Here is a 21,338-nt window from a genome sequence, read left to right as displayed (position 1 = left end):
CTTCGCGGCCGCACCGGCCGCGTCCTACTTGCCCTTCTGGCCCATGCGCCAGTGCGCGCGGGAGTTGCTGGCCTGCTCGATCATGGCCTGCAGCTGGTCGCCGTCGCCATCTTCCGCCAGTTTCAGCATGTTCATCATGCTGCGCTGGAAGATCTTGGCCTGCTCCACCAGCTCCAGCCGGTTGGCCAGCAGCACGTCGCGCCACAGCTTGGGGTCGCCGGCGGCGATGCGGGTGAAATCGCGGAAACCGGGACCGGCGAGGCCCAGGAAATCCTTGCCCAGGGGCTGGTTGACGATGCCGTGCATCAGCGCGAAGGCCAGCAGGTGCGGCAGGTGGCTGACGGCCGCGAAGGCGGCGTCATGCGCTTCGGGCGCCATCTGCTGCACGTGGCAGCCCATGGCTTCCCACAGCGCCTGGGCGCGGCTCAGGTGCGCGCCATTGGTCTTTTCCACCGGCGTCAGGATGACCTGCTTGCCCCTGTAAAGCTCGGGGTCCGCGTGCTCCACGCCGGACACTTCCTTGCCCGTGATCGGGTGCGCCGGCACGAAGGAGCTGACGTGGTCGCGCAGCACGCGCTGCGCCGCATCGACGACGTCGCGCTTGGTGGAGCCGACGTCCATGATCAGCATGCTGGGCGTGATCAGGTGGCGGATGGCCTTGAAGGTCGCTTCGGTGGCGGCCACCGGCACGGCCAGCAGCACGATGTCGGCGCCGGACACGGCCAGCAGCGCGGAGGGCGCTTCGACGTCGATCACGCCCATGCGGCGCGCCTGTTCGGTGGTGGAGGGCGACTTGCTGTAGCCGACCACGCGCTTCACCAGGCCCGCGCGTTTCGCGGCCAGGGCGAACGAGCCGCCCATCAGGCCGCACCCGATCAATCCAAGCTGCTCGAACATCGCTGCCATGTCTTAAGTCTTCTTATTCGCCGAGGGGATAGGTGCCCAGCACCTTGTAGAACGCGCACAGGGACCGCAGGTCCTGCAGCGCCGCCGCCATCTGCGGTTGCGCCGGGTGGCCTTCGAGGTCGATGTAGAAATAGTATTCCCACTGGCCCGAGCGCGCCGGGCGCGACTCGAAGCGGGTCATGGAGACGCCGTGCTGCTTCAGCGGCACCAGGATGTCGTGCACCGCGCCGGGCTTGTTCGGCACGGAGACGATCAGGCTCACGCAGTCGCGGCCCGAAGCCTCAGGCGCCTGCAGCGTCTGCGGCAGGCAGACCACGGCGAAGCGGGTGCGGTTGAAGGCGTCGTCCTGGATCGCGTGCGCCGCGATGTGCAGGCCGAACTCCGCGGCCGCGCGTTCGCCGGCGATGCCCGCCCAGTTCGGGTGGCCCGCGGCCAGGCGCGCGCCTTCCGCATTGCTGGAAACGGCGCGCCGCTCCGCGTTGGGCAGGTGGGTGTTGAGCCAGGCCTGGCACTGCGCCAGCGCCTGCGGGTGGGCCACCACGACCTCGATGCCTTCCAGCGAGTTCGTGGTGCGCATCAGGTGGTGGCGCACCAGCAGGCTGGTCTCGCCGACGATGTGCAGCGGCGTGTTGAGGAACAGGTCCAGCGAGCGCGTGACCACGCCCTCGGTGTTGTTCTCCACCGGCACCACGCCGAACTGCGCGCTGCCGCCGGACGTGGCGCGGAACACCTCGTCGATGCTGGAGCAGGGCACGTGCTCGATGCTGGAGCCGAAGAACTGCAGGGCGGCCTGCTCGCTGAAGGTGCCGTGCGGGCCCAGGTAGGCCACGCGCTGCGGCGCCTCGAGGGCGCGGCAGGCCGACATGACTTCGCGCCAGATGTGCGCGATGTTTTCGCCCTTCAGCGGGCCGGGGTTGGCGGCCTGCAGGCCGTTGATGACCTGCGCTTCGCGCTCGGGGCGGAAGACGGGCGAGCCTTCGCCGCGCTTCAGTTCGCCGACCTCGTTGGCCAGGCCGGCGCGGCGGTTCAGCAGCTGCAGCAGCTCGCGGTCGACGGTGTCGATGGCGATGCGCAGCTCGGACAGGGTTTTTGCCATGGAATCAAACAAAGACTTGGGCCCGTGTGCCGGGCCCAAGTGGAACTAGGCGTAACTATACCGGACGAGGTCGTGGGCGTCCTCGCGCGGTGCGCAGCGAGCTGCGCACCCTGCAAGGGTCATTCCGTAGCAGGTTCGTCCGATTCCGACTCCGGCGCCGCGGCGTCGTTCTCGACGATCCGCTGCAGCCCGCTGAGCTTGGAACCTTCGTCCAGGCCGATCAGGGTGACGCCCTGCGTGGCGCGACCCAGCTCGCGGATCTCGCTGACACGGGTGCGCACCAGCACGCCGCGGTCGGTGATCAGCATGATCTCGTCGTCGGTGTGCACCAGCGTGGCGGCCACGACCTTGCCGTTGCGCTCGCTTTGCTGGATGGCGATCATGCCCTTGGTGCCGCGGCCATGGCGGGTGTATTCGCCGATCGGCGTGCGCTTGCCGAAGCCGTTTTCGGTGGCTGTCAGCACGCTCTGCGTCTCGTCCTCGGCGACCAGCATGGCGATGACGCCCTGGCTTTCATCGAGCTGCATGCCCTTGACGCCGCGCGCGTTGCGGCCCATCGGGCGGACGTCGTTCTCGTCGAAGCGCACCGCCTTGCCGCCGTCGGAGAACAGCATGACGTCGTGCTTGCCGTCGGTGAGCGCCGCGCCCACCAGGAAGTCGTTCTTGTCCAGGTCCACGGCGATGATGCCGGCCTTGCGCGGGTTGTTGAATTCGTCCAGCGCCGTCTTCTTGACCGTGCCCATGGACGTGGCCATGAACACGTAGTGGTCCGCCGGGAAGCTGCGGAACTCGCCCGTGAGCGGCAGCACCACGTTGATCTTCTCGCCTTCCTGCAGCGGGAACATGTTGACGATGGGCCGGCCGCGCGAGCCGCGCGAGCCGGCCGGCACTTCCCACACCTTCAGCCAGTACAGGCGGCCGCGGTTGGAGAAGGCGAGCAGGTAGTCGTGCGTATTGGCGATGAAGAGCTGGTCGATCCAGTCGTCTTCCTTCGTCTGCGTGGCCTGCTTGCCGCGGCCGCCGCGCTTCTGGGCGCGGTACTCGGACAGCGGCTGGCTCTTGATGTAGCCGGAGTGCGAGAGCGTCACCACCATGTCGGTGGGCGTGATGAGGTCCTCGGTGGCGAGGTCCTGCGCGTTGTGCTCGATGGTGCTGCGGCGCGCGCCGACCTTGGTCTGGCCGAACTCCGTCCGCACCGCGGTGAGTTCCTCGCCGATGATGGTGGACACGCGCTCCGGGCGGGCCAGGATGTCCAGCAGGTCATCGATCTCGGCCATCACCTCGCGGTACTCGGCGACGATCTTGTCCTGCTCCAGCCCGGTCAGGCGCTGCAGGCGCATCTGCAGGATTTCGCCGGCCTGCGTGTCCGACAGGTGGTAGAGGCCGTCGCCGCCCATGCCGTAGTGCTTTTCCAGGCCTTCGGGCCGGTAGTCGTCGGCGTTGATGACGCTGCCGTCGGTGCGGGCACGCGTGAGCATTTCGCGCACCAGGGACGAATCCCAGGCGCGGTTCATCAGCTCGGTCCTGGCCACCGGCGGGGTGGGGCTCTCGCGGATGATGCGGATGAATTCGTCGATGTTGGCCAGCGCCACGGCCAGGCCTTCCAACACGTGGCCGCGCTCGCGGGCCTTGCGCAGGTTGAACACCGTCCTGCGCGTCACCACCTCGCGGCGATGCTGCAGGAAGACGGTGACCAGGTCCTTCAGGTTGCACAGCTTCGGCTGGCCATCGACCAGCGCCACCATGTTGATGCCGAAGGTGTCCTGCAGCTGCGTCTGCTTGTACAGATTGTTCAGGACGACCTCGGGCACCTCGCCGCGCTTCAGCTCGATGACGAGGCGCATGCCGGACTTGTCGCTCTCGTCCTGGATGTGGCTGATGCCTTCGAGCTTCTTCTCGTGCACCAGTTCGGCCATGCGCTCCTGCAAGGTCTTCTTGTTGACCTGGTAGGGGATCTCGTCGACGATGATCGCGGTGCGCTGGCCGCGGTCGATGTCCTCGAAGTGCACCTTGGCGCGCATCACCACGCGGCCGCGGCCGGTGCGATAGCCCTCCTTGACGCCGGAGATGCCGTAGATCGTCGCGCCCGTCGGGAAGTCCGGCGCCGGGATGATCTCCATCAGTTCGTCGATGGTCGCCTCGGGGTTGCGCAGCATGTGCAGGCATGCATCCACGACCTCGTTGAGGTTGTGCGGCGGGATGTTGGTGGCCATGCCCACCGCGATGCCGCCCGAGCCGTTGACCAGCAGGTTGGGCAGGCGCGAGGGCAGGACCAGCGGCTCCTTCTCGCTGCCGTCGTAGTTGGGCCCGAAATCGACCGTCTCCTTGTCCAGGTCGGCGATCATCTCGTGGGCGATCTTGGCCAGGCGGATTTCGGTGTACCGCATGGCCGCGGCGTTGTCGCCGTCGACGGAGCCGAAGTTGCCCTGGCCGTCGACGAGCATGTGGCGCATCGAGAAGTCCTGCGCCAGTCGCACGATGGTGTCGTACACCGACTGGTCCCCGTGCGGGTGGTACTTGCCGATGACGTCACCGACGATACGCGCCGACTTCTTGTACGGCCGGTTCCAGTCGTTGTTGAGCTCGTGCATGGCGAACAGCACGCGCCGGTGCACCGGCTTCAGGCCGTCGCGGGCATCCGGGAGGGCCCGGCCCACGATCACGCTCATGGCGTAATCGAGATAGCTGCGACGCATCTCCTCTTCGAGGCTGACGGGCAGGGTTTCCTTGGCGAAAGAGGTCATCTTTTGGGGCGGCTTTCGGTGCGACGGCTGAGACGCGAAACCCTTGATTTTAACTTTCCCCGAACCCTGTCGCTGCGGAGCAACAAGAGACGGGGAATGCGGTTTTGTCCTACGGGCCCCACCTGAGCCAGCGGTTGATTGTGTAATCCCCTATGGCACAATGAGCTGGACGTAACTGGTGAATTGGTCACTAAGGACGTAGTTTTGACGCAGCGCAGCTGCGAATCTTTTCCCCAAGAGGAGAACCATGAAGAAACTGAACAAAGTGGCGGTTCTGTTCGCCACCGCTGCGCTGGCCTCCGCAGCTGGTGCTGTGCCTGCTGCGGACGGTGGAAACGTCGTTGACAACTGGCAGAACGGCACGGGCGAATACGTCTGGCGCAACGGCACGAACGAACTGTGCTGGCGCGATGCCAACTGGACGCCTGCCACCGCCGCTGTCGGCTGCGATGGCGCGCTGGTTCGCCAAGCTGCCCCGGCCCCGGCTCCGGCCGTCGTGCCCGCTCCGGCTCCCGCCCCGGCCGCTCGTCCGCCGGCGCCCGCTCCGCAACCGCCGGCCGCCACCAAGGTGACCTACGCTGCCGACGCGTTCTTCGACTTCGACAAGGCCGTCCTGAAGCCCGAAGGCAAGGCGAAGCTGGATGACCTGGTCGGCAAGATCCAAGGCATCAACCTCGAAGTGATCATCGCCGTGGGCCACACCGACTCCATCGGTACCAAGGAATACAACCAGAAGCTGTCGGTTCGCCGCGCTGAAGCCGTCAAGGCTTACCTGGTGTCCAAGGGCATCGAGAAGAACCGCGTGTACACCGAAGGCAAGGGCCTGACCCAGCCGGTGGCCGACAACCGTACCGCCGAAGGCCGCGCGAAGAACCGTCGCGTGGAAATCGAAGTGGTCGGCACGCGCGCCAACCCGTAAGCACACGGACGCCAAAAGCTGCACAAAGGGCCCGCGCTGCGGGCCCTTTTTTCATTTGCTCACTGGCTGAGCCACCGACAATAGACTGCTGCCCATGACCGAAACGCTCGAAACCAACGCGGACCCGGCGGAACTGGCCAAGTTCTCCGAGCTCGCCCACCGCTGGTGGGACCCGGACAGCGAGTTCGCGCCCCTGCACGCCATCAACCCGCTGCGCCTGCAGTGGATCGAAGGCCAATGCCCGCTGGCGGGCAAGCGGGTGGTGGACATCGGCTGCGGCGGCGGCATCCTGAGCGACAGCATGGCGCGCAAGGGCGCGGACGTGCTGGGCATCGACCTGGCGGGCAAGGCCCTGCGCGTGGCACAGCTGCATGCGCTGGAGGCCGAGACGCCCAACGTGCAATACCGCGAAGTGAGCGCCGAGGCGCTGGCCGCGGAGCAGCCGGCCAGCTTCGACGTGGTGACCTGCATGGAGATGCTGGAACACGTGCCCAAGCCGGAATCGGTGGTGCGCGCCTGCGCGCAGCTGGTGAAGCCGGGCGGCTGGGTGTTCTTCTCCACCATCAACCGCAACACCAAGGCCTTCCTGTTCGCGATCGTCGGTGCGGAGTACGTGCTGAACCTGCTGCCGCGCGGCACCCACGAATACCTGAAGTTCATCAAGCCCAGCGAGCTGGCGTCCTGGACGCGCGGCGCCGGCCTGGAGCTGCAGGAGGCCAAGGGCATGGAATACAACCCGCTGACGCGGCGCTACTGGCTCTCGGGCGACACGAGCGTCAACTACCTGGCTGCCGCGCGCAGACCCTGATGTTCGAACAGATCAAGGCCGTCCTCTTCGACCTGGACGGCACCCTCATCGACAGCGCCCCGGACCTGGGCGCTGCGGCCGACAAGATGCGGACGGACCGCGGGCTGCCGTCGCTGCCCTACGAGATGTACCGGCCGATGGCCGGCGCCGGCGCGCGCGGCATGCTGGGCATCGCCTTCGGCATGACGCCCGAGCACCCGGAGTTCCCGGCGATGCGGGAAGAGTTCTTCCGCAACTACGAGGGCTGCATGACGCAGCGCACCTACGTCTTCGAAGGGGTTGCGCAGCTCATAGCAACGCTGCTGCAGCGCGACGTGGCCTGGGGTGTGGTGACGAACAAGTCCATGCGCTTCACGGCCCCCCTGACGCGCGGAATGCCCCTTTTCGCCAGCGCGCGGACGGTGGTTGGGGGTGACAGCACCCCGCACTCGAAACCGCATCCTGCGCCCCTTTTGGAGGCCGCGCGGCAGGTGGGCGTGAAGCCCATCGAATGTGTCTACGTGGGGGACGACCTGCGCGACGTGCAGGCCGGCAAGGCGGCGGGGATGCGAACCGTGGCGGCGACCTACGGTTACCTGGGCGCGGGCGGCGACGTTGCCGCCTGGGGCGCCGACCTGCGGATCGACACGCCCCTGGCTTTGCTGCCGCTGCTGGCAGCTTGACGAACGGGCGCCTAGGGCGTCCCGATCGACACGGCCATCACGACGCCCCACAGGGCCAGCAACACAAGCAGCCATAGTTGCGGCTTGCCCTGTTGGCCGAACAAGAGGTGGAAGGTGGCTTGGCGGCAGGGTTCGGAATGCCGACCCTCGTTGAACTGGCTGGTTGCTTCGAATCCCATCGACTTGGTAGTCATCACAACTGGCTCCCGGTTAGAACTTCTTGTTGCTTGCTCTGCAAGAGAAATTCTGTGGGGAAAGTGTAGTCAAGTCACGCAGTCTTCACAGGGGTGTGGTAATTGCGCCGCGGCTTTTTGAAGTCTGCTGACAAGCGGTGAGATATCGCTTGCCAGTGGCACGTTACGCGGTGTAACGGCGCCTCAGGATGGTGCAGACGCGGCGGCGCGCTTCTGAAGAGTGGCGGCCTTGAGCTCGACGACCTTCTCGAGCGTCAACAGGAAAACGTCCCGGCACTGGCTGCATTGGTACAGCGAGCGCGACGGAAACAGGAGCTTCATCCAGCCTGCGCGTGGAACGCGCGCCAGCTCTGAAGTCCGGCATGAGCACGGTGCGAACTGCGGCATACGCTTGTATCCCCCTCTTGTCCTCACCCAAAAGGATAAGCCGGGCCGCGGGGTAAGCGGAAGTTTTCGCTTGTTAGTCTGTGTAACCGTGGGGGTTCTGCGACTGCCACCGCCAAGCGTCGGCGCACATGTCGTCCAACGAAAGTTTTGCTTCCCAGCCGAGGAGCTGCTTTGCAAGCGTTGGATCGGCGAAGCACTTCGCAACGTCGCCTGGCCGGCGGTCCACAAGTTTGTAGGGCACCGGCTTGCCGCTGGCCTTTTCGAACGCGCGAACGACGTCCAGGACGCTGTAGCCGCGTCCGGTGCCCAAGTTAACGGTGAAGCTTCCCTTGTCTGCCAGGAGCGCTTGCAGGGCCGCTACGTGGCCTCCTGCGAGGTCGACAACGTGGATGTAGTCGCGAACACCCGTGCCGTCGTGGGTGCGGTAGTCGCTGCCGAATACGTTGAGGTGAGGGCGCAGGCCAACGGCGACCTGCGTCACGTAGGGCATGAGATTGTTCGGGGTGCCCGCCGGGTCCTCGCCGATTAGGCCACTAGGGTGGGCGCCTACCGGGTTGAAGTAACGGAGAACGCCGATACGCCAGGAAGGCTGTGCGATTCCTATCGACGCGAGCATCTCTTCGATGACGAGCTTGGTGTGGCCGTAGGGGTTGGTATGGCTTCGAGGGAAGTCTTCGGTGATCGGGACTGTTGCCGGGTCTCCGTAGACAGTGGCGCTGCTGGAGAACACCAGCGTAGGTGCCACTGCGCCGCTCAAGTACACCGCTTCCATCGCTCGGAAGAGGCTGATTGCGCCGCCGAGGTTGTGGTGGAAGTACTTGAGCGGCTGGGCGACACTCTCTCCAACCGCCTTGTCTCCGGCAAAGTGGATGACGCCTGCCGGTTGGTGTCGGCGCAGGACCGCTTCCACCCAGCGGGTGTCCAGCACGTCGCCTCGTTCCACCAGCGGCGCTTGGCCAGTGATGCGTTCGAGGCGGTCGATCGCAGCGGGATGGCTGTTGGCGAAGTTGTCGAGGATTACCGGCTCGAAACCAGCCGCGCGCATGGCGACAAAGGTGTGACTGCCGATGTAGCCCGCGCCGCCAGTGAGGAGGATCCTTGGATGTTCAGACATGGGGCGGGACTATATCCCGCCTGTCAAGGCTTGCTGCTGTCCTTCGGCATGCCGATACCGTTCAGCCGATGCTGTTGGATGACCAGATTTGACAAGGACGTGCCTACGCCGGCATCGGTCGCTTCCGTGGAAGTAACCTCATCTTTGGACTTATGCGTCGGTGTCTTAGTCACTGCACTGTGCATCCGGTACTTCGCCGCAGCCTCTGATCCACCGTACTGCGACTGAGTCTCGGACTGTCCCCAGTCGTAAGCGTCTTTCGAAGTAGCGAGGGGAGACTGATAAGTGCCCTTGACGCTCCGCTGGCCCCAATCGTACGGATCCAACGATGTCTGGGCCGAAGCTTGCGCGGCGGCAGCGATAACGAGCACAGCAAGGGCAGACTTCATGCCTAGTACGATAGGCCGAGAGCACTGACCGTGCCCTGACCGGCCGCGGGAGACGGAATGACTCAAGGCGCCCCTTGAAGAATGCCTGGATGGCGTAAACTACGACTTCCTGGGGCTGCACCGGTTTCGACGTGGGTTCGGACACGCAGCAGGGCATGTCGAGGGTCAGAGTACCTCGTTAATCCAGCTGAAACAAACTAACTGCGAACGACGAACGTTTCGCCCTCGCCGCTTAATTGCCGGTGAGCCTTGCAACAGTTGGCCGATGGGCTGGGTTAGGGTCGCAAGGTCCTAGCTGCAAGGGTACTTAACATTGGCTGGCTTCCGGGCGGGTGCCTTGCCCGGAGGCGAGATCCAAGGGCACTGGCTGCTGGCGTAGCAGTGCGACTGCGCGACGCGAGTGGCGAGATCCAAAACAGATCGCTAAACATGTAGAACTGCTCGGAGAAGGCTTGCGGACGCGGGTTCAATTCCCGCCAGCTCCACCAATTTATTCTTGAAATTCTGTTCTTTTTGTCCGGCGCAATTGCGCGGCGAGGACAGTTGAGCGGCCATTCGAGCCGCTGATTGGCGTCCCCGAAGAATAAGGTAAGCCGTGCGAAATTGGCACTATCCGTTATTGTGACGGTAAGGTCATTTACTAGGCAGGCTTACTTAAAGGGGAGAACGCGCCGTGGCGAATCGCCGTAACATTTTCGAAACTATAGTCGCGCTCTTGCTGCCCGCTGCAGTTAGAGCTGATCAGCGCGCAGTTGCGGTTGCGCAAGCACCGATCACTTCTTCCACGCCAATTGCGCCTATTTCCGGGGCAGTTCCAACCGTATTGGAGTTCGGTGCTAGAGCAGATGGAAGAAGCAACGACGCGCAGGGAATACAAGCGGCCATCGACGCCATCAACTTACGTGGAGGCGGTGAGTTGCGCGTTCCTCCTGGTTCCTACCGGATTGGTTCGACAGTCATCGTGAAGAGCCGCGTAAGCGTTGTTGCCGACACGGGTGCGGTTTTTCTCAATACAGCCAACCTTGACCTGTTCCGGATGAAGCCGAGTAGTCGATTCGATGGCGGTACTGTGGACGTGTCCGGTCGTGGGGGGGCCGTCTTCTCGAGCAATGCTTTCACGTTTGATGGATCCGAGAACTCCCCGCGATTTCGCGGCGTTGAGCCGACGGTAGTGCGGACTCGCGTCGTGGGGCGCCTTGGTATGGGCGCCGGGACGGCCTTCCTGCTAAAGGTTCAAGGGGATTCCGCGAGAATTTACGGGGCGCATATCGACGCGAGTATCGATGGGATGGAAGTTGGAGTACACCTCGAGAAGGAAGGCGCTAAGTCGGATGGCTGGATTAACGGAAACGATATCAGACTGCGTGCAATAGGAACCGTCGACCTTGTGAAGATGACAACTAGCAATGACGGTGCAGACATTGACGGGAACTATTTCAGGATCGAGTATCAGACGGTGACAGCTCATTCACGGAGCGTCGTTAACCTGAGGGGGCGATATAACGTTGTCGAGGGAATGATCTGGGATTTCAGTTCGGGAAAGGCCGTCGTGTGTTCGCCGAAGAGCGGACTGAATATGGTGCTCCTTGGTGGTCTCCTAGAGGCGACGCTTGAGGATCAAGGACAGAGCAATACCATATTGCCGTTCACGGCAGCCAGACCTGGTCTGAAGATCGCAGCTTTGATTAAGAACTCGACCGGCCTACTTCCGGTCGATCGGATGGACGTGCTGTTGACGAACGGAAACAAGATCGCTTGGCAGGATGCGGGAGGAGCGACGAGACCATTGATTGGCCTTGATTCGGGAGACAACCTGCAAATTAGGACCCCTCCGTCTTCTGGGAGCCTTGTGATGTCGGCCGCAACCGGGCACAGGACAAACATAGGTGGCGGCGAACGCCTGCGGATTGACGATGACAAGAACTCAGGCAGTACGTCGATGATGCTTTGGGACGTCAGCAAGGGAACGTTGTCGCGAGTAACCGTCGGTGTGCCAGACAGCGGTGGACGGGGATTCAAGGTCCTCCGAGTGCCCAACTAGTGCGCATTTGAGGACGGAGATGCTAAGTTAAGTGTGTCTTGTCCTTCAGAGTGCACCCTCGATCTCCAGCATTGTGCTCAACCAAGTCGTCAATGAGCCTGCATGCCGTGTGACTTGCATGCGGCAGTGTCGCTTGCTAAGCCTGATCTGCTAGGGTGCACTCGTCAAGCGCGCTCCTACAACTTGTTCGCCCAGCTTACTGGCCCTAAGGTTCTGGCCCTAAGGTTCTGCCCTACTGCAACATTCCCGCCGTCTGCGGCGGGCACTGTCGCACAGCAGATATGGCTGGCATCATGTACGCCGGTGCCTCGACGCCCATGGCCTTCAAAACGGTGGGCGCGTATTGTCGGCTATCGAATACTTCTCGGATCTCAACCGAGGGTTGATTCGGACCTTTCCAAATCAGCATTCCTTCAGGCTGATGGTAACCGGTACCTTGGTCCCTGCTGATTATGCGGAACCCCGCATCCGCCAGATCGAAAGACTGTCCTTTGAAAAATACCGCCCCGTCTCGTGCTGGATACTTGCCTGAACCGATAGACAAGTTCAGCGTAAGCCCTTGCTGGTCGTAGCGTTTCCGAAGCACAGATTCGCCATCGGAATTACGGAGTTCCTGAACGCATCGAAGAAATCTTTGGAGTGCATCAGCGTCCTCGAACTCCAACGCAAGGTCCGGTTGCATTGCGAGATTCATGCGCACGGGCGCGGTATAACCTATCGTGCGGCAGAGGTTGGATAATGATTCAAGCATTAGTTCAGGGTGATACTCGCCGCGCTCGATTGCTTCTTGGCCCATGCTCGAAGCAATCACTACTTCGTAGCCGTTTTCATTCGCGAATTGCATAAGACGAGCCAACTGTCCGTCAAATATGCTCATAGCGTGCAAAATCGTACCTGAATGAAATTTTTCCTCAGCCGAATCGCCAAGCGCATATCCGAAGTCGCTCGGAAACGCGTACTTCCAGTATCGATGCATCGTCCCCGCCACATGATTGCTGAAGAACGCGGCGTAAGAAGGCTGCGACGCGACCAACGCGTCATAAAACACATCGAATGCGACGTATGCCTGCATTGTGGCTCGTCGGCGCTTGTGCAAAGGGTTCAGGCGCTCCTGAACTAAGTGACGAGCCAGCCTGACAGCGCTGTCGGCGGAAAGGCCAGCGGAAAAGAGGTTTAGCCCTGCAAAGAAATCGCTAATATTCAAGGCCCCCGCGACCGCACGATTCTCGCCCGTCAGTTTTAAGTTAAGAGATTGAAAGCGTGAGTACTTGGCGGGAATGGTGTCGGACTCCGGAGCAAACGTGTCCGGAATATGAAACAACATTTCATCCCTGGCCACGGGCGGGTAGCTCTGCAGACACCCGGCAATGCCTACTGATTTGCCGGCTCTCGTCAGCAGATCCCAAATTGGCGGTCTCTGAGCGGCGCAAGACAAATCTTGATTGATGTAACGTATATTGTGCTCGTCATTGTTCACCCCGCGGTGCATCGTTGGCCACGTGCTCCACGGGTGAAGTTCTCCACTATCAGTTGTGTGCGTCGTGATCTGCGAAGCGCCGCTTCGGAGGAGCTGCGCCAAGCTGGATTTTGGAAATCGATCGACATAAAGGTCGACGACTCTCCAAGGAACCTCGTTGAGTTCATAACAGAGAATTTTCGCCATCTATAACTCCATAGAACCTAAACTCTTGGCCTGTCCATTTGCGGCCGCTGCTGTGGTCGTCAGCCACGCCGAAACTAAGCAATCTGTTCTCGGAATAGCTCCCCGTAGATTCCCAGCGTCTTATCAATAACAACACTTTCATCGTAAAGAGCTACAGCCTTTTGCCGGGCCGATTTGGCTAACCGTGTCCGCAAATCTGCATCGTCCCGCAACCGAACAACGGCTCTCGCGATTGCCTCCGGATCTTTTACCGGAATCAGGAGGCCGTCCACTCCGTCAGAAACAACCTCGCGACAACCCGGGACGTCCGTGGTAATGATAGGAAGCTCGCAAGCAGCTGCCTCCGTGAGACCCGTTGGTAGCCCTTCTCTATAGCTTGGTAAGACTACGGCATCGACTGATGCGAATAGGGCGGGCATGTCATCAGTGTGGCCGAGCCAACAGACGACACCACTCTCAGTCCACTCGCGCAACAAAGCTTCCGGAACTGCGGCCGGATTACCCGTGTCTGGCGCTCCAGCGAGTAGGAACTCGATGTCGGTTCGTCCCATGCCTCGCACTAGGCCTGCGGCGGCCACATATTCGGCTATGCCCTTGTCCCACAGCATCCGAGCCGGCAAGAGCACGCGAAAGCGCGAGTTCGATGATCGCAGACGAGGTGGTGCAAAGCGCTGGCAGTTGATTCCGGCGCCAGGCAGCACTCTAATGCTGTTGGAATCGGCCAATCCGAAATCCAAGAACATCCGTTGATCATCCTGATTCAATAGAATTAGCCGAGAGTTCGGTGCGATAAGTGCAAACTTCAGTAGTGCGCGAACCAGCGGACGCAATATGCGCGCTCTCACACTGTTGCTGGTGAAGACATAACCCATGCCCGCCACGGCATTTACTTGCGCGTCAACTCCAGAAAAACGCGCGGCGATAGAGCCATAGACTGCGCATTTAATCGTGAAGCCGTGGAGTAATTGGACGCGCTCTCGCTTCAACAGCCGAGCCAGCCAAATTATCAAAGCCAGTTCTCTAAGCGGATTCAGGCTCCGCCGAACCATCGGTGCAGGAACCCATCGAAAGCCAAGCTGCCGAAGCTTTTCACCATAAGGTCCGGGGGGAGAAATTAGGATCACCTCGTTGCCCTTTGCTCGAAGAGCTTGGGCTAAAGATTTGTTGAAATTGAACATGAACCAATCAGTGTTCGCAAAGAGCGCAATTCGCATATCGTGTGGCTAAATAGTCATGTGGCCACCGAGTGCCTCTGCAAGCTGACTTTTGAATTGGCCTAGCAAAATCGACTTCTCAATGTGCACGCGGGATTGACTGGAAACTTCTTCTCTGGAAAACGAAGCGCACTGCTTGGCGTACTCAACGATCTGGTCTAAGTCGGGGGCGCCTTCTTTGAAAAAAGGAAAGTCCGTGGGAAATACGTCTTTATAGGCGGCGTAAACGGGTAGGCCCATCATCAGGTATTCCCTTACCTTCAATGTGCAAGCCTCCTTCATTTTGTTGCGATGCAGTGCCAAGGACGATAGACCCAAGGAGCAGCGCCGAGAAATATCCCTGATCGCCGCTGCACTTAACACTCCATGGCATCGAATTCGCAAGTCCCTATCCGCTCTAACCTGATCTTCCCGACTCAGTTGACCGACCAAGTGTATGACGCAGTTGGCGCTAGACGCCTCCAATGCATCGAGAAGCAGGTCTAGCCCGTGCCAAGCAGAAAAGTGCCCGGCGACAAAGATAATTTCAGGCCCATCGGCGCGATCATCGATGACAGTCGCATCTGTATAGAGTATCCCGTTGGGGTAAGTCAATCTAGGCTTCGCTCGTGCGTTAGAGCGTTCTAGCTCGTACGACACGATTTCATTCGTCACACCCGCGATGAGAGAGGCCGCACGAATGCAGAAAGGTCCCAATGCCCATTCCAACGCGGCTCGAATTCGACCGCTCTGGCCCTGCAGCGACAACTCCGGCACTTCAAGAGTGTGGTGAACCAATACGACTGGCTTCTTGCAGGTCAGTAGGAAGAGTAGTTGAAACGGATCGTGCACGTAATATCGAAGCATGAACACGTCAACTTCGGCCATGCGTTCGCGCAGCCACTTGTAATATGCAATCTTGACGCGTAGCCAAGTGACGAGTTTTGCAAGCCTCGAATCCGGCACGCCGATCGCAGGAGCGTAAACGACTACCTCCGACCTCTCGATGGAGCCTTCTGGGCAAAAGATTCGAACATCCCAATCGAGGCCCAGCTGCCTTGCTGCAGCCTGCTCCCACTCCATTTGGTTTCGAATCCCCAGTGGCGGCGCCAACAGCGAGCATGCATGAAGAACTCTCATGCGTGCGCCCACAGCTTTTCGGCAATTGCTCTAGCGCTCGAGCCGCGTCCGTAGAATTCGCGCGAGAAGTCGCAAGTCAGGGGGGAGGAGATTGCGTTAGCAATCGCGAGAGAATCAGCGCCAGCTAGGACGTTGCAGCCGCTATCCACCAGCTCTACCCACTCTGTCTCTTCGCGCAGCGTGACGCAGAACTTCTTGTGAAAGTACGCTTCCTTCTGGACGCCGCCGGAGTCCGTCGCGATCAGTGTTGAATTGGCTTCGAGCCAGCACATTTCCAAATACCCGACCGGTTCAACAATCGTCACGTTGGCTGGAATTTCCAGTTGCGCGGCAGCGATGCGCGCCGCGGTTCGCGGATGCATAGGTAGAATGACTTTCGAGCCGCTTAGCGCCAACCCTCTAAGGATCGCCTCTAGGCGGTGTAAAGAGTCCGTATTTTCAGCGCGATGGATTGTGCAGAGAACATACCGGCCTACGTCGAAGCCAAGATCGGAAAACCATGAGGGGCGAGCGCTGCGTTTTGCGAAATAGATTGCGGCGTCATACATGACGTCCCCTACCACATGGACTTTCTTTCGTTCAATACCTTCCGCAAAGAGGTTGGATTCGGCAGTCTGTGTTGGCGCAAACAGCAGCTCGCTAATGTGATCTGTTACGACGCGATTGATCTCCTCCGGCATAGTCCTGTTAAATGAGCGGAGACCCGCCTCCACATGAGCCACCGGGATGTGAAGCTTTACGGCAGCGAGAGCCGCTGCGATTGTGCTATTCGTGTCCCCATAGACAAGCACTCCGTCTGGCCCCTCACGTTGCATCACCCGTTCTAGCCCCTCTAGCATCTGCCCGGTAGCTCGACCATGGCTGCCCCCACCGACGCCCAGATTGTGTGCTGGGGCCTCGATGCCGAGCTCGCGGAAGAATATTTCCGACATGCGGTCGTCGTAGTGTTGGCCCGTATGGACAAGGACCTCGCGAATGTCAGGGCGGTGCTCTTGAATTGCCGCGGACAGCACTGCAGCTTTAACGAACTGGGGCCGGGCCCCTACCACGCTCATAAGCTTAAAGGTTGAGGTCATACTTTTTATAGGTCGTCGGTAAGGTGAAAGACTTGTCGTGCTTCGGTGGGTTAGGGTGTAGGCCGATACCGAACCGAATCCGGACAACGGCTGCGCCGAAGATCATCCAAAACATTGGCTCGTAAAAGATGAACTTTGCGAAGGCCAGCGGGAGGGCCGCCAATGCTCCGGTGACGCCGAACTCGCGATATGCGGCGACGAAAATCATGACGAAGAGTGCGATCGCGACGAGCATTCCGGCATATACGGCGATGTTCAAGAGAAATCCCGCATCTTGGGGGGATGCACAGCCTCCACAGAAGTCAGTAGAGAGCGGCATACCAACGATGAAGAGCTGAGGCGCGAGTTGCTTAAACCCGGCAAGCGCCTGAACCTTGCTCGAGCCGGAAACGTCTTCAAGTTCGGAGCGCAGGACGAAATAATCAACAAGCGCAGGAAGATGCTCCCCGAATTGGCTATACACGAAGAGCCCAAAACCCGTGAGCAGTAGCACGGCGAGTGCTGCGGCACGAATTCCCCTCTTTGTCATGTCGGAGATTTTGGAGACGAAATAGCCAAACAGGAAAATGGCGACAGCTATAAGTCCCCATGCGGAGAGTGCAAAAAGGATTGATAGGACGGCGAAAAGGCTGATCCGGTCATAAAGCCTGCCTGAGATCATTGCTCTAAGCATCACCAGCGCGTAGAGCCAATTTGCATACGTACCGGGCTCAATGTGCACACCAGTGAATCGGAATAAATCGGCGACGCCATAGATCCGAGCTTCGCTTAAAGGGTGCAGAATGGCGTGCAGATCAACCAATTGACCTGATATGGCAAACAGCGATATTTGAAGCAGGAGCGCGAACACCCAGAATATGACGAGGTAAGTTAGGGGTTTCTCCAGCACTGTGAGCCCCCTGCTTCGGCTCTTCGCCTCGCAACCAACCAAGGCAAAACTCAAGAGCATGAACGAGAACATTACCGCCAAAAGCTGAGCATTTTGAAGGCGATTTATTAGTGCAAACCAAATAAATAAGCCAATGGTCCACGGTCCAAGCCGTGTAACGTCTACCTTCCGAAGGCCGCAAATGGCGAGCAGCACGGCAGTTAACGCGGCTCCACTAACTGCGCGAATTAAAACTGCTGCCGCTGGGGAGGCTCCCGATTCCGATGGCGTCAGGAAGTAGTGTAGAAATGCCATCGTGATGCAGGCGTACCAGGAACTCCGGCGAGGCACGGCCAATTTGAGTGTTTTCATGCTGATCGAATGCCCAGCGTAAGCCGAACTAGTTCCCGAATTTCGCATCGGAACTGGTAAGCAAAGCCAACAAAGAGAAGCGACCAGAGAATCGTCTGCACCGCGAAAGACCCGTCATAAGTCGAGGAGAACGCTGTTACGACGGCAGCCGCTGCAAGCACCGCGACGTTCGTGTGGATGCGCTTGCGGGGGATCGAGCTCCAAGATCGAGCTGAAAATTCCGTTCTCACTATGCAAAAGGCGAGAAAAGCGATGGTATTGGCGGCAGCCGCGCCTCGTGCTCCGTACTTCGGAACTAGCATGAACGAAAACAGCACGTTCACCGCGAGGGCGCAAACCGCGGTTGCCAAGGCTAGGCTGGTTTTGCGTTGGACATTGATCCCAATGGCTGCGGCTTCAGAGACTGTGTAGAACAGGCTCTGAGTCATGCACGCGGCCAACAAAAACTTGACCGTTTGATATCCCGGAGGGAGGACAAAATCGATGAGCCGGGACAACGAGCCCGTAAGTGCGCCGATTAGGCATGCCAATGCGAGTACGATGCGAATTGCTGAGCTGATTTGCGCGTCACCCTCGCCTGCGGCCACCCACTTGTAGACGGTAGGCATCCAAATTGTCGAGAAGACGGCTTGCAACACTAATGCCGCGCCAGCAAAGCTGACTGTCATGGAATAAATCCCAAGCTCCGCAAACGTTGACATCGACCGAAGGGTCAATGAACTCGTTGCGTTTAGACTCCATGAAGCTAAGCCTGCACCGATGAGCGGCAAGCCGAACTTAAGTAGAGTGCGCAGCTCGTCGCGGCTTACCTGTGAGAGCGCTATTGAGCGTAGATCGCGCCGAAGATTGAAAATCAATACCGCGCAAACTGTGACTGCTGCGATCAGGTTCACCAGCAAGAGGTCTCTGAACTCGACCTTAACATGGAGCATCGGGTAGGCCAGGAGAAGGAGGATGACTGCCAGTTTTGGTAAGATTTGGGTCGCTGAGAACTCGAGTCCGCGTTCTTGGACTCGAAGAATCAGTGATAGAAATCGGTTCGCGTATGCGAGAATTACGCTTACAGCAGTAAGGACTATCCAGAGCGATTCCTCCTTGCCGTATAGCAGTCGCGACAAGTTGGGGGCGTAAGCGACGCACGCTGCAGTAGCCCCCAGCAGCGCGATAAAGCCAGGCGTAAAGCAAGACTTAAATAGCCGTCTCCAGTCGGCTGTCTCGTGGTACTCGCGGACGAATGCTTGGTCGAGGCCGAGAACAAAGATCACTACCGCTAACGCGACCGTGACCTGATAGATTGCATTTCGGCCAACATCTTCGCCAGAGAACTGCCAAGCGATGATCGGCAACGTTAGGAGGCCTATGCCCGCGCTAACAATGGGACCAGAGGCAAATGATATGAATTGACGCCTATTCACGGGCGGGTTGCGATTTTATTGATGATCGCGTTGTAATTTGCCTGTGCGCTGTAATTGCATTCCGCTGCCATGCGCGCACGCAGCCGGATTTTCGGTGAGCGCCCGAATTCGCTCATCCAGCAGATCGCTAAGGTGATTTCCTTGGCATCTGGTTGAGGTGAGAGCAGTCTCCCGACTTCTTCGTTTACCAGTTCGCAGACGCCGCCGACTGCGGGCGCTATGACTGGAATGCCGTGACTCATCGCCTCCATTATCGAAACGGGAATCCCTTCTGATTCGCTCGTATTGATGAAGAAGTCAATTGGCTGTTCGTCATAATATTGCTGGACTTCCTTGTTACTGATCGCGCCCATGAAGTTGAAATCGACACCGTTTGGTCTGAGCTTCTCGTGTGCGCGCGCAATCAATTGATCAAGTAACGGGCCGTCGCCAATATGCGTCCACAGTATTGTCTTGCCTTCAATCTTGGTGTCCGCGAGTGCATCGATCGTTCGGTCAATCCGTTTCACGTTGGTGCACGATGCGACTGACAGGATATGAATTGTGTCGCCCGCAGCAGCCATGTTCATCCGGGGAGGGACGTGGACTCCCAATCGGCTCACTTCCAATTGCGTCGGAGGAATGCCGTAGACATGTTCTAGGTAGCTGCGTCCTTGCTCGCTCACCGAAAAAACGGTGTCGACGTCCTTTGCGAAGGCACGTTTGAAGGGCATGTAGCAGTGTGGTCTGCGCTCTTGATACAAGTCAAAACCATGCGCACGCGAATAAACGCTTGTGATCAATCGCTCTCGTTTAAGTAGCGCAGCCGCATACGCCTGTACGTCGTGCCAATACGCGTAAACCACCGCGTTGGTGCCGGACTCGGAAACCAGGTCGTGCAAACCCTGCTTCAGTAAAATGATCTTTGCTGCCGCACGCAGGCATCGGGCGTAAGTCCCAAGATGCCTCTGCCCCAAGTTCCAAGCGCTAGAGGCTTCCTTCCAGAACAAGGGAGACAGAACTGCCCTTAAGTGGGAAATACAGCCCCGCCAGCCGCGCATGGACCGCGCAAGACGAAGATCAACCTGAATCTGAGGCGGCGTGGGACGACTGGCGCCGGTTGCTGACAGTGGCGCAACTATGACTTTAATCTCCGCGGCAGCCCAATACGCCAGTTCGGCTTCAAAAAAATGCTCACCCGGCTGATACGGGAAGGCGTTCGTTAAGATGATTACCGTAGTCGCCCTTGTCATTGTCTAACCTAGGATCGTTCAGCTCGCACTAGTAAGTGCCAATACGATTCTTTCCTGGTCCTTTCTTGTGAGATAAGGATGCATTGGCAGGCTGAGAACTTCCGTCGCAACGAGGTCTCCGACCGGTAGCTTCACCGTAGCGTCGGAGACCGCTGGTTGGTGGTTTAGGGGAACGGGATAGTGAATTGCCGTAGGTATCCCAACGGCTGTCAGATGGCTTTGAATTTTTTCCCGCTCCAGTACCCGCACCGTGTACTGGGCAAACGCGCTCGTGTTGTATTCAGCGATCTCGGGTGGCTTGATATCGGTGAGGCGAAGTAGCAGCTCGCTATAGTTCGAAGCTACCTCTTGGCGAGCGGTCATTTCATCATCGAAGATCTCCAGCTTCGATAACAGAACAGCCGCCTGGATAGTATCCAACCGGCTGTTCACGCCCACCCGGACGTGGTGGTAACGACGATCCTGCCCATGTCGCGCGATTTGGCGGATGATCTTGGCTAGGCCCTCATCGCTGGTGAAGATGGCGCCACCATCGCCGTAGCAGCCGAGCGGCTTGCTGGGAAAGAAGCTGGTGCAGGCAATCTGGGACAGGTTGCAGCTCTTGCGACCCTTGTAGCTGGCACCGAAGCTCTGAGCAGCGTCCTCGATGACTGGAATGCCGTGCTTGGCAGCAATCGCGTTGATCGCGTCGAATTCGGCGCACTGGCCATACAGGCTGACCGGAATGATGGCCTTCGTCTTGCTGGTGATCGCAAACTCGAGCGATGCGGGATCGAGGTTGTACGTTCGCGGATCGACATCGACGTAAATCGGACGTGCGCCGAGCAAGGCAACCGTTTCCGCAGTCGCGATGTAGGTAAACCCAGGCGTGATGACCTCATCGCCCGCGCCGACGCCGAGCGCCATCAGCGCAATCTGCAGTGCGTCCGTTCCGTTGGCGACGGAGATGCAGTACCTCGCGCCGGTATAGGCACCGAGCCGCTCTTCCAGTTCGGCAACTTCTGGACCCAGGATGTATTGGCCGTGATTCAGGACGGCTTGGATCCGCGCATCCATGTCGCGCTTGAGGCTCTGGTACTGCGCCTTCAGATCGATAAATTCCATGTGGCTGTCTCTTCC

Annotated in this window: 19 protein-coding genes and 1 other RNA gene; 5 read left to right on the top strand and 15 right to left on the bottom strand. The window is 59.6% G+C overall.

Annotated elements, in window-relative coordinates:
* Positions 1-24: 24 nt before the first annotated feature.
* The 3 genes from HHL11_RS22675 to gyrA form a co-directional block, all read right to left on the bottom strand.
* Positions 25-897 carry a prephenate dehydrogenase gene (locus HHL11_RS22675; RefSeq protein WP_169421224.1) on the bottom strand — a complete coding sequence of 291 codons (873 nt, stop codon included), beginning with the start codon at positions 895-897 and terminating at the stop codon, positions 25-27.
* A 22-nt stretch (positions 898-919) separates the two neighbouring features.
* Positions 920-2,002, bottom strand: coding sequence for a prephenate dehydratase (pheA, locus tag HHL11_RS22670; protein WP_169420826.1), 1,083 nt, complete (start codon positions 2,000-2,002; stop codon positions 920-922).
* A gap of 119 nt (positions 2,003-2,121) precedes the next feature.
* On the bottom strand, positions 2,122-4,746 hold the full coding sequence (gene gyrA, locus HHL11_RS22665; protein WP_169420825.1) for a DNA gyrase subunit A: 2,625 nt from the start codon (positions 4,744-4,746) through the stop codon (positions 2,122-2,124).
* 247 nt (positions 4,747-4,993) lie between these two features.
* On the opposite strand from gyrA, the gene ompA reads away from it, so the two are divergent.
* The 3 genes from ompA (at position 4,994) to HHL11_RS22650 (ending at position 7,135) form a co-directional block, all read left to right on the top strand.
* Positions 4,994-5,665 carry an outer membrane protein OmpA gene (gene ompA / locus HHL11_RS22660; protein ID WP_169420824.1) on the top strand — a complete coding sequence of 224 codons (672 nt, stop codon included), beginning with the start codon at positions 4,994-4,996 and terminating at the stop codon, positions 5,663-5,665.
* A gap of 94 nt (positions 5,666-5,759) precedes the next feature.
* On the top strand, positions 5,760-6,473 hold the full coding sequence (ubiG, locus tag HHL11_RS22655; protein WP_169420823.1) for a bifunctional 2-polyprenyl-6-hydroxyphenol methylase/3-demethylubiquinol 3-O-methyltransferase UbiG: 714 nt from the start codon (positions 5,760-5,762) through the stop codon (positions 6,471-6,473).
* On the top strand, positions 6,473-7,135 hold the full coding sequence (locus HHL11_RS22650) for an HAD-IA family hydrolase (protein ID WP_169420822.1): 663 nt from the start codon (positions 6,473-6,475) through the stop codon (positions 7,133-7,135). The genes ubiG and HHL11_RS22650 overlap by 1 nt, the downstream gene beginning before the upstream one ends.
* A gap of 11 nt (positions 7,136-7,146) precedes the next feature.
* Here the strand turns inward: HHL11_RS22650 and HHL11_RS22645 are convergent, their stop codons facing one another.
* The 4 genes from HHL11_RS22645 to HHL11_RS22630 all read right to left on the bottom strand — a co-directional run bounded on the left by HHL11_RS22645 (position 7,147) and on the right by HHL11_RS22630 (position 9,219).
* Positions 7,147-7,329, bottom strand: a complete 183-nt coding sequence (locus HHL11_RS22645) for a hypothetical protein (protein WP_169420821.1) — start codon at positions 7,327-7,329, stop codon at positions 7,147-7,149.
* 183 nt (positions 7,330-7,512) lie between these two features.
* Positions 7,513-7,650, bottom strand: a complete 138-nt coding sequence (locus HHL11_RS22640) for a hypothetical protein (RefSeq protein WP_169420820.1) — start codon at positions 7,648-7,650, stop codon at positions 7,513-7,515.
* 139 nt (positions 7,651-7,789) lie between these two features.
* Positions 7,790-8,830, bottom strand: a complete 1,041-nt coding sequence (galE, locus tag HHL11_RS22635) for a UDP-glucose 4-epimerase GalE (protein ID WP_169420819.1) — start codon at positions 8,828-8,830, stop codon at positions 7,790-7,792.
* Between the two features lie 23 nt (positions 8,831-8,853).
* Entirely contained in the window at positions 8,854-9,219 is a 366-nt protein-coding gene (locus HHL11_RS22630; protein ID WP_169420818.1) for a hypothetical protein, read from the bottom strand.
* Between the two features lie 111 nt (positions 9,220-9,330).
* Here HHL11_RS22630 and ssrA point away from each other — a divergent pair.
* Positions 9,331-9,707, top strand: a transfer-messenger RNA (tmRNA) gene (gene ssrA, locus HHL11_RS22625).
* Between the two features lie 227 nt (positions 9,708-9,934).
* On the top strand, positions 9,935-11,260 hold the full coding sequence (locus HHL11_RS22620) for a glycosyl hydrolase family 28-related protein (protein ID WP_169420817.1): 1,326 nt from the start codon (positions 9,935-9,937) through the stop codon (positions 11,258-11,260).
* Between the two features lie 232 nt (positions 11,261-11,492).
* On the opposite strand, the gene HHL11_RS22615 is transcribed toward HHL11_RS22620, so the two are convergent.
* The 8 genes from HHL11_RS22615 to HHL11_RS22580 form a co-directional block, all read right to left on the bottom strand.
* Positions 11,493-12,923, bottom strand: coding sequence for a hypothetical protein (locus tag HHL11_RS22615; RefSeq protein ID WP_169420816.1), 1,431 nt, complete (start codon positions 12,921-12,923; stop codon positions 11,493-11,495).
* Positions 12,924-12,997: 74 nt separating this feature from the next.
* A complete protein-coding gene (locus HHL11_RS22610) occupies positions 12,998-14,137 on the bottom strand; it encodes a glycosyltransferase family 4 protein (RefSeq protein ID WP_169420815.1) in 1,140 nt (379 codons plus the stop codon).
* Between the two features lie 9 nt (positions 14,138-14,146).
* Positions 14,147-15,199 carry a glycosyltransferase family protein gene (locus HHL11_RS22605; protein ID WP_169420814.1) on the bottom strand — a complete coding sequence of 351 codons (1,053 nt, stop codon included), beginning with the start codon at positions 15,197-15,199 and terminating at the stop codon, positions 14,147-14,149.
* 53 nt (positions 15,200-15,252) lie between these two features.
* A complete protein-coding gene (gene wecB / locus HHL11_RS22600; RefSeq protein WP_281068718.1) occupies positions 15,253-16,311 on the bottom strand; it encodes a non-hydrolyzing UDP-N-acetylglucosamine 2-epimerase in 1,059 nt (352 codons plus the stop codon).
* A gap of 4 nt (positions 16,312-16,315) precedes the next feature.
* Positions 16,316-17,572 (bottom strand): hypothetical protein, encoded by a 1,257-nt coding sequence (locus tag HHL11_RS22595; protein WP_169420812.1) that lies wholly within the window; start codon positions 17,570-17,572, stop codon positions 16,316-16,318.
* Positions 17,569-18,987 (bottom strand): oligosaccharide flippase family protein, encoded by a 1,419-nt coding sequence (locus tag HHL11_RS34870; protein WP_169420811.1) that lies wholly within the window; start codon positions 18,985-18,987, stop codon positions 17,569-17,571. The genes HHL11_RS22595 and HHL11_RS34870 overlap by 4 nt, the downstream gene beginning before the upstream one ends.
* On the bottom strand, positions 18,984-20,219 hold the full coding sequence (locus HHL11_RS22585) for a glycosyltransferase (RefSeq protein WP_169420810.1): 1,236 nt from the start codon (positions 20,217-20,219) through the stop codon (positions 18,984-18,986). The genes HHL11_RS34870 and HHL11_RS22585 overlap by 4 nt, the downstream gene beginning before the upstream one ends.
* 18 nt (positions 20,220-20,237) lie before the next feature.
* Positions 20,238-21,323, bottom strand: a complete 1,086-nt coding sequence (locus HHL11_RS22580; RefSeq protein ID WP_169420809.1) for a DegT/DnrJ/EryC1/StrS family aminotransferase — start codon at positions 21,321-21,323, stop codon at positions 20,238-20,240.
* Between the last annotated feature and the right edge of the window lie 15 nt (positions 21,324-21,338).

Source organism: Ramlibacter agri (genome assembly GCF_012927085.1).
GTDB classification, from domain to species: Bacteria; Pseudomonadota; Gammaproteobacteria; order Burkholderiales; family Burkholderiaceae_C; genus Ramlibacter; species Ramlibacter agri.
This window is presented reverse-complemented; position numbering and strand designations above follow the sequence as displayed.

Coding starts and splice junctions, on each gene's coding strand:
- pheA (WP_169420826.1), bottom strand. CDS start 2,002: ATGGCAAAAACCCTGTCCGAGCTGCGCATCGCCATCGACACCGTCGAC.
- galE (WP_169420819.1), bottom strand. CDS start 8,830: ATGTCTGAACATCCAAGGATCCTCCTCACTGGCGGCGCGGGCTACATC.
- HHL11_RS22650 (WP_169420822.1), top strand. CDS start 6,473: ATGTTCGAACAGATCAAGGCCGTCCTCTTCGACCTGGACGGCACCCTC.
- HHL11_RS22580 (WP_169420809.1), bottom strand. CDS start 21,323: ATGGAATTTATCGATCTGAAGGCGCAGTACCAGAGCCTCAAGCGCGAC.
- HHL11_RS22610 (WP_169420815.1), bottom strand. CDS start 14,137: ATGCGAATTGCGCTCTTTGCGAACACTGATTGGTTCATGTTCAATTTC.
- HHL11_RS22675 (WP_169421224.1), bottom strand. CDS start 897: ATGTTCGAGCAGCTTGGATTGATCGGGTGCGGCCTGATGGGCGGCTCG.
- ubiG (WP_169420823.1), top strand. CDS start 5,760: ATGACCGAAACGCTCGAAACCAACGCGGACCCGGCGGAACTGGCCAAG.
- HHL11_RS22630 (WP_169420818.1), bottom strand. CDS start 9,219: ATGAAGTCTGCCCTTGCTGTGCTCGTTATCGCTGCCGCCGCGCAAGCT.
- gyrA (WP_169420825.1), bottom strand. CDS start 4,746: ATGACCTCTTTCGCCAAGGAAACCCTGCCCGTCAGCCTCGAAGAGGAG.
- HHL11_RS22640 (WP_169420820.1), bottom strand. CDS start 7,650: ATGAAGCTCCTGTTTCCGTCGCGCTCGCTGTACCAATGCAGCCAGTGC.
- HHL11_RS22595 (WP_169420812.1), bottom strand. CDS start 17,572: ATGAAAACACTCAAATTGGCCGTGCCTCGCCGGAGTTCCTGGTACGCC.
- ompA (WP_169420824.1), top strand. CDS start 4,994: ATGAAGAAACTGAACAAAGTGGCGGTTCTGTTCGCCACCGCTGCGCTG.
- HHL11_RS22645 (WP_169420821.1), bottom strand. CDS start 7,329: ATGACTACCAAGTCGATGGGATTCGAAGCAACCAGCCAGTTCAACGAG.
- wecB (WP_281068718.1), bottom strand. CDS start 16,311: ATGAGCGTGGTAGGGGCCCGGCCCCAGTTCGTTAAAGCTGCAGTGCTG.
- HHL11_RS22605 (WP_169420814.1), bottom strand. CDS start 15,199: ATGGAGTGGGAGCAGGCTGCAGCAAGGCAGCTGGGCCTCGATTGGGAT.
- HHL11_RS22585 (WP_169420810.1), bottom strand. CDS start 20,219: ATGACAAGGGCGACTACGGTAATCATCTTAACGAACGCCTTCCCGTAT.
- HHL11_RS22615 (WP_169420816.1), bottom strand. CDS start 12,923: ATGGCGAAAATTCTCTGTTATGAACTCAACGAGGTTCCTTGGAGAGTC.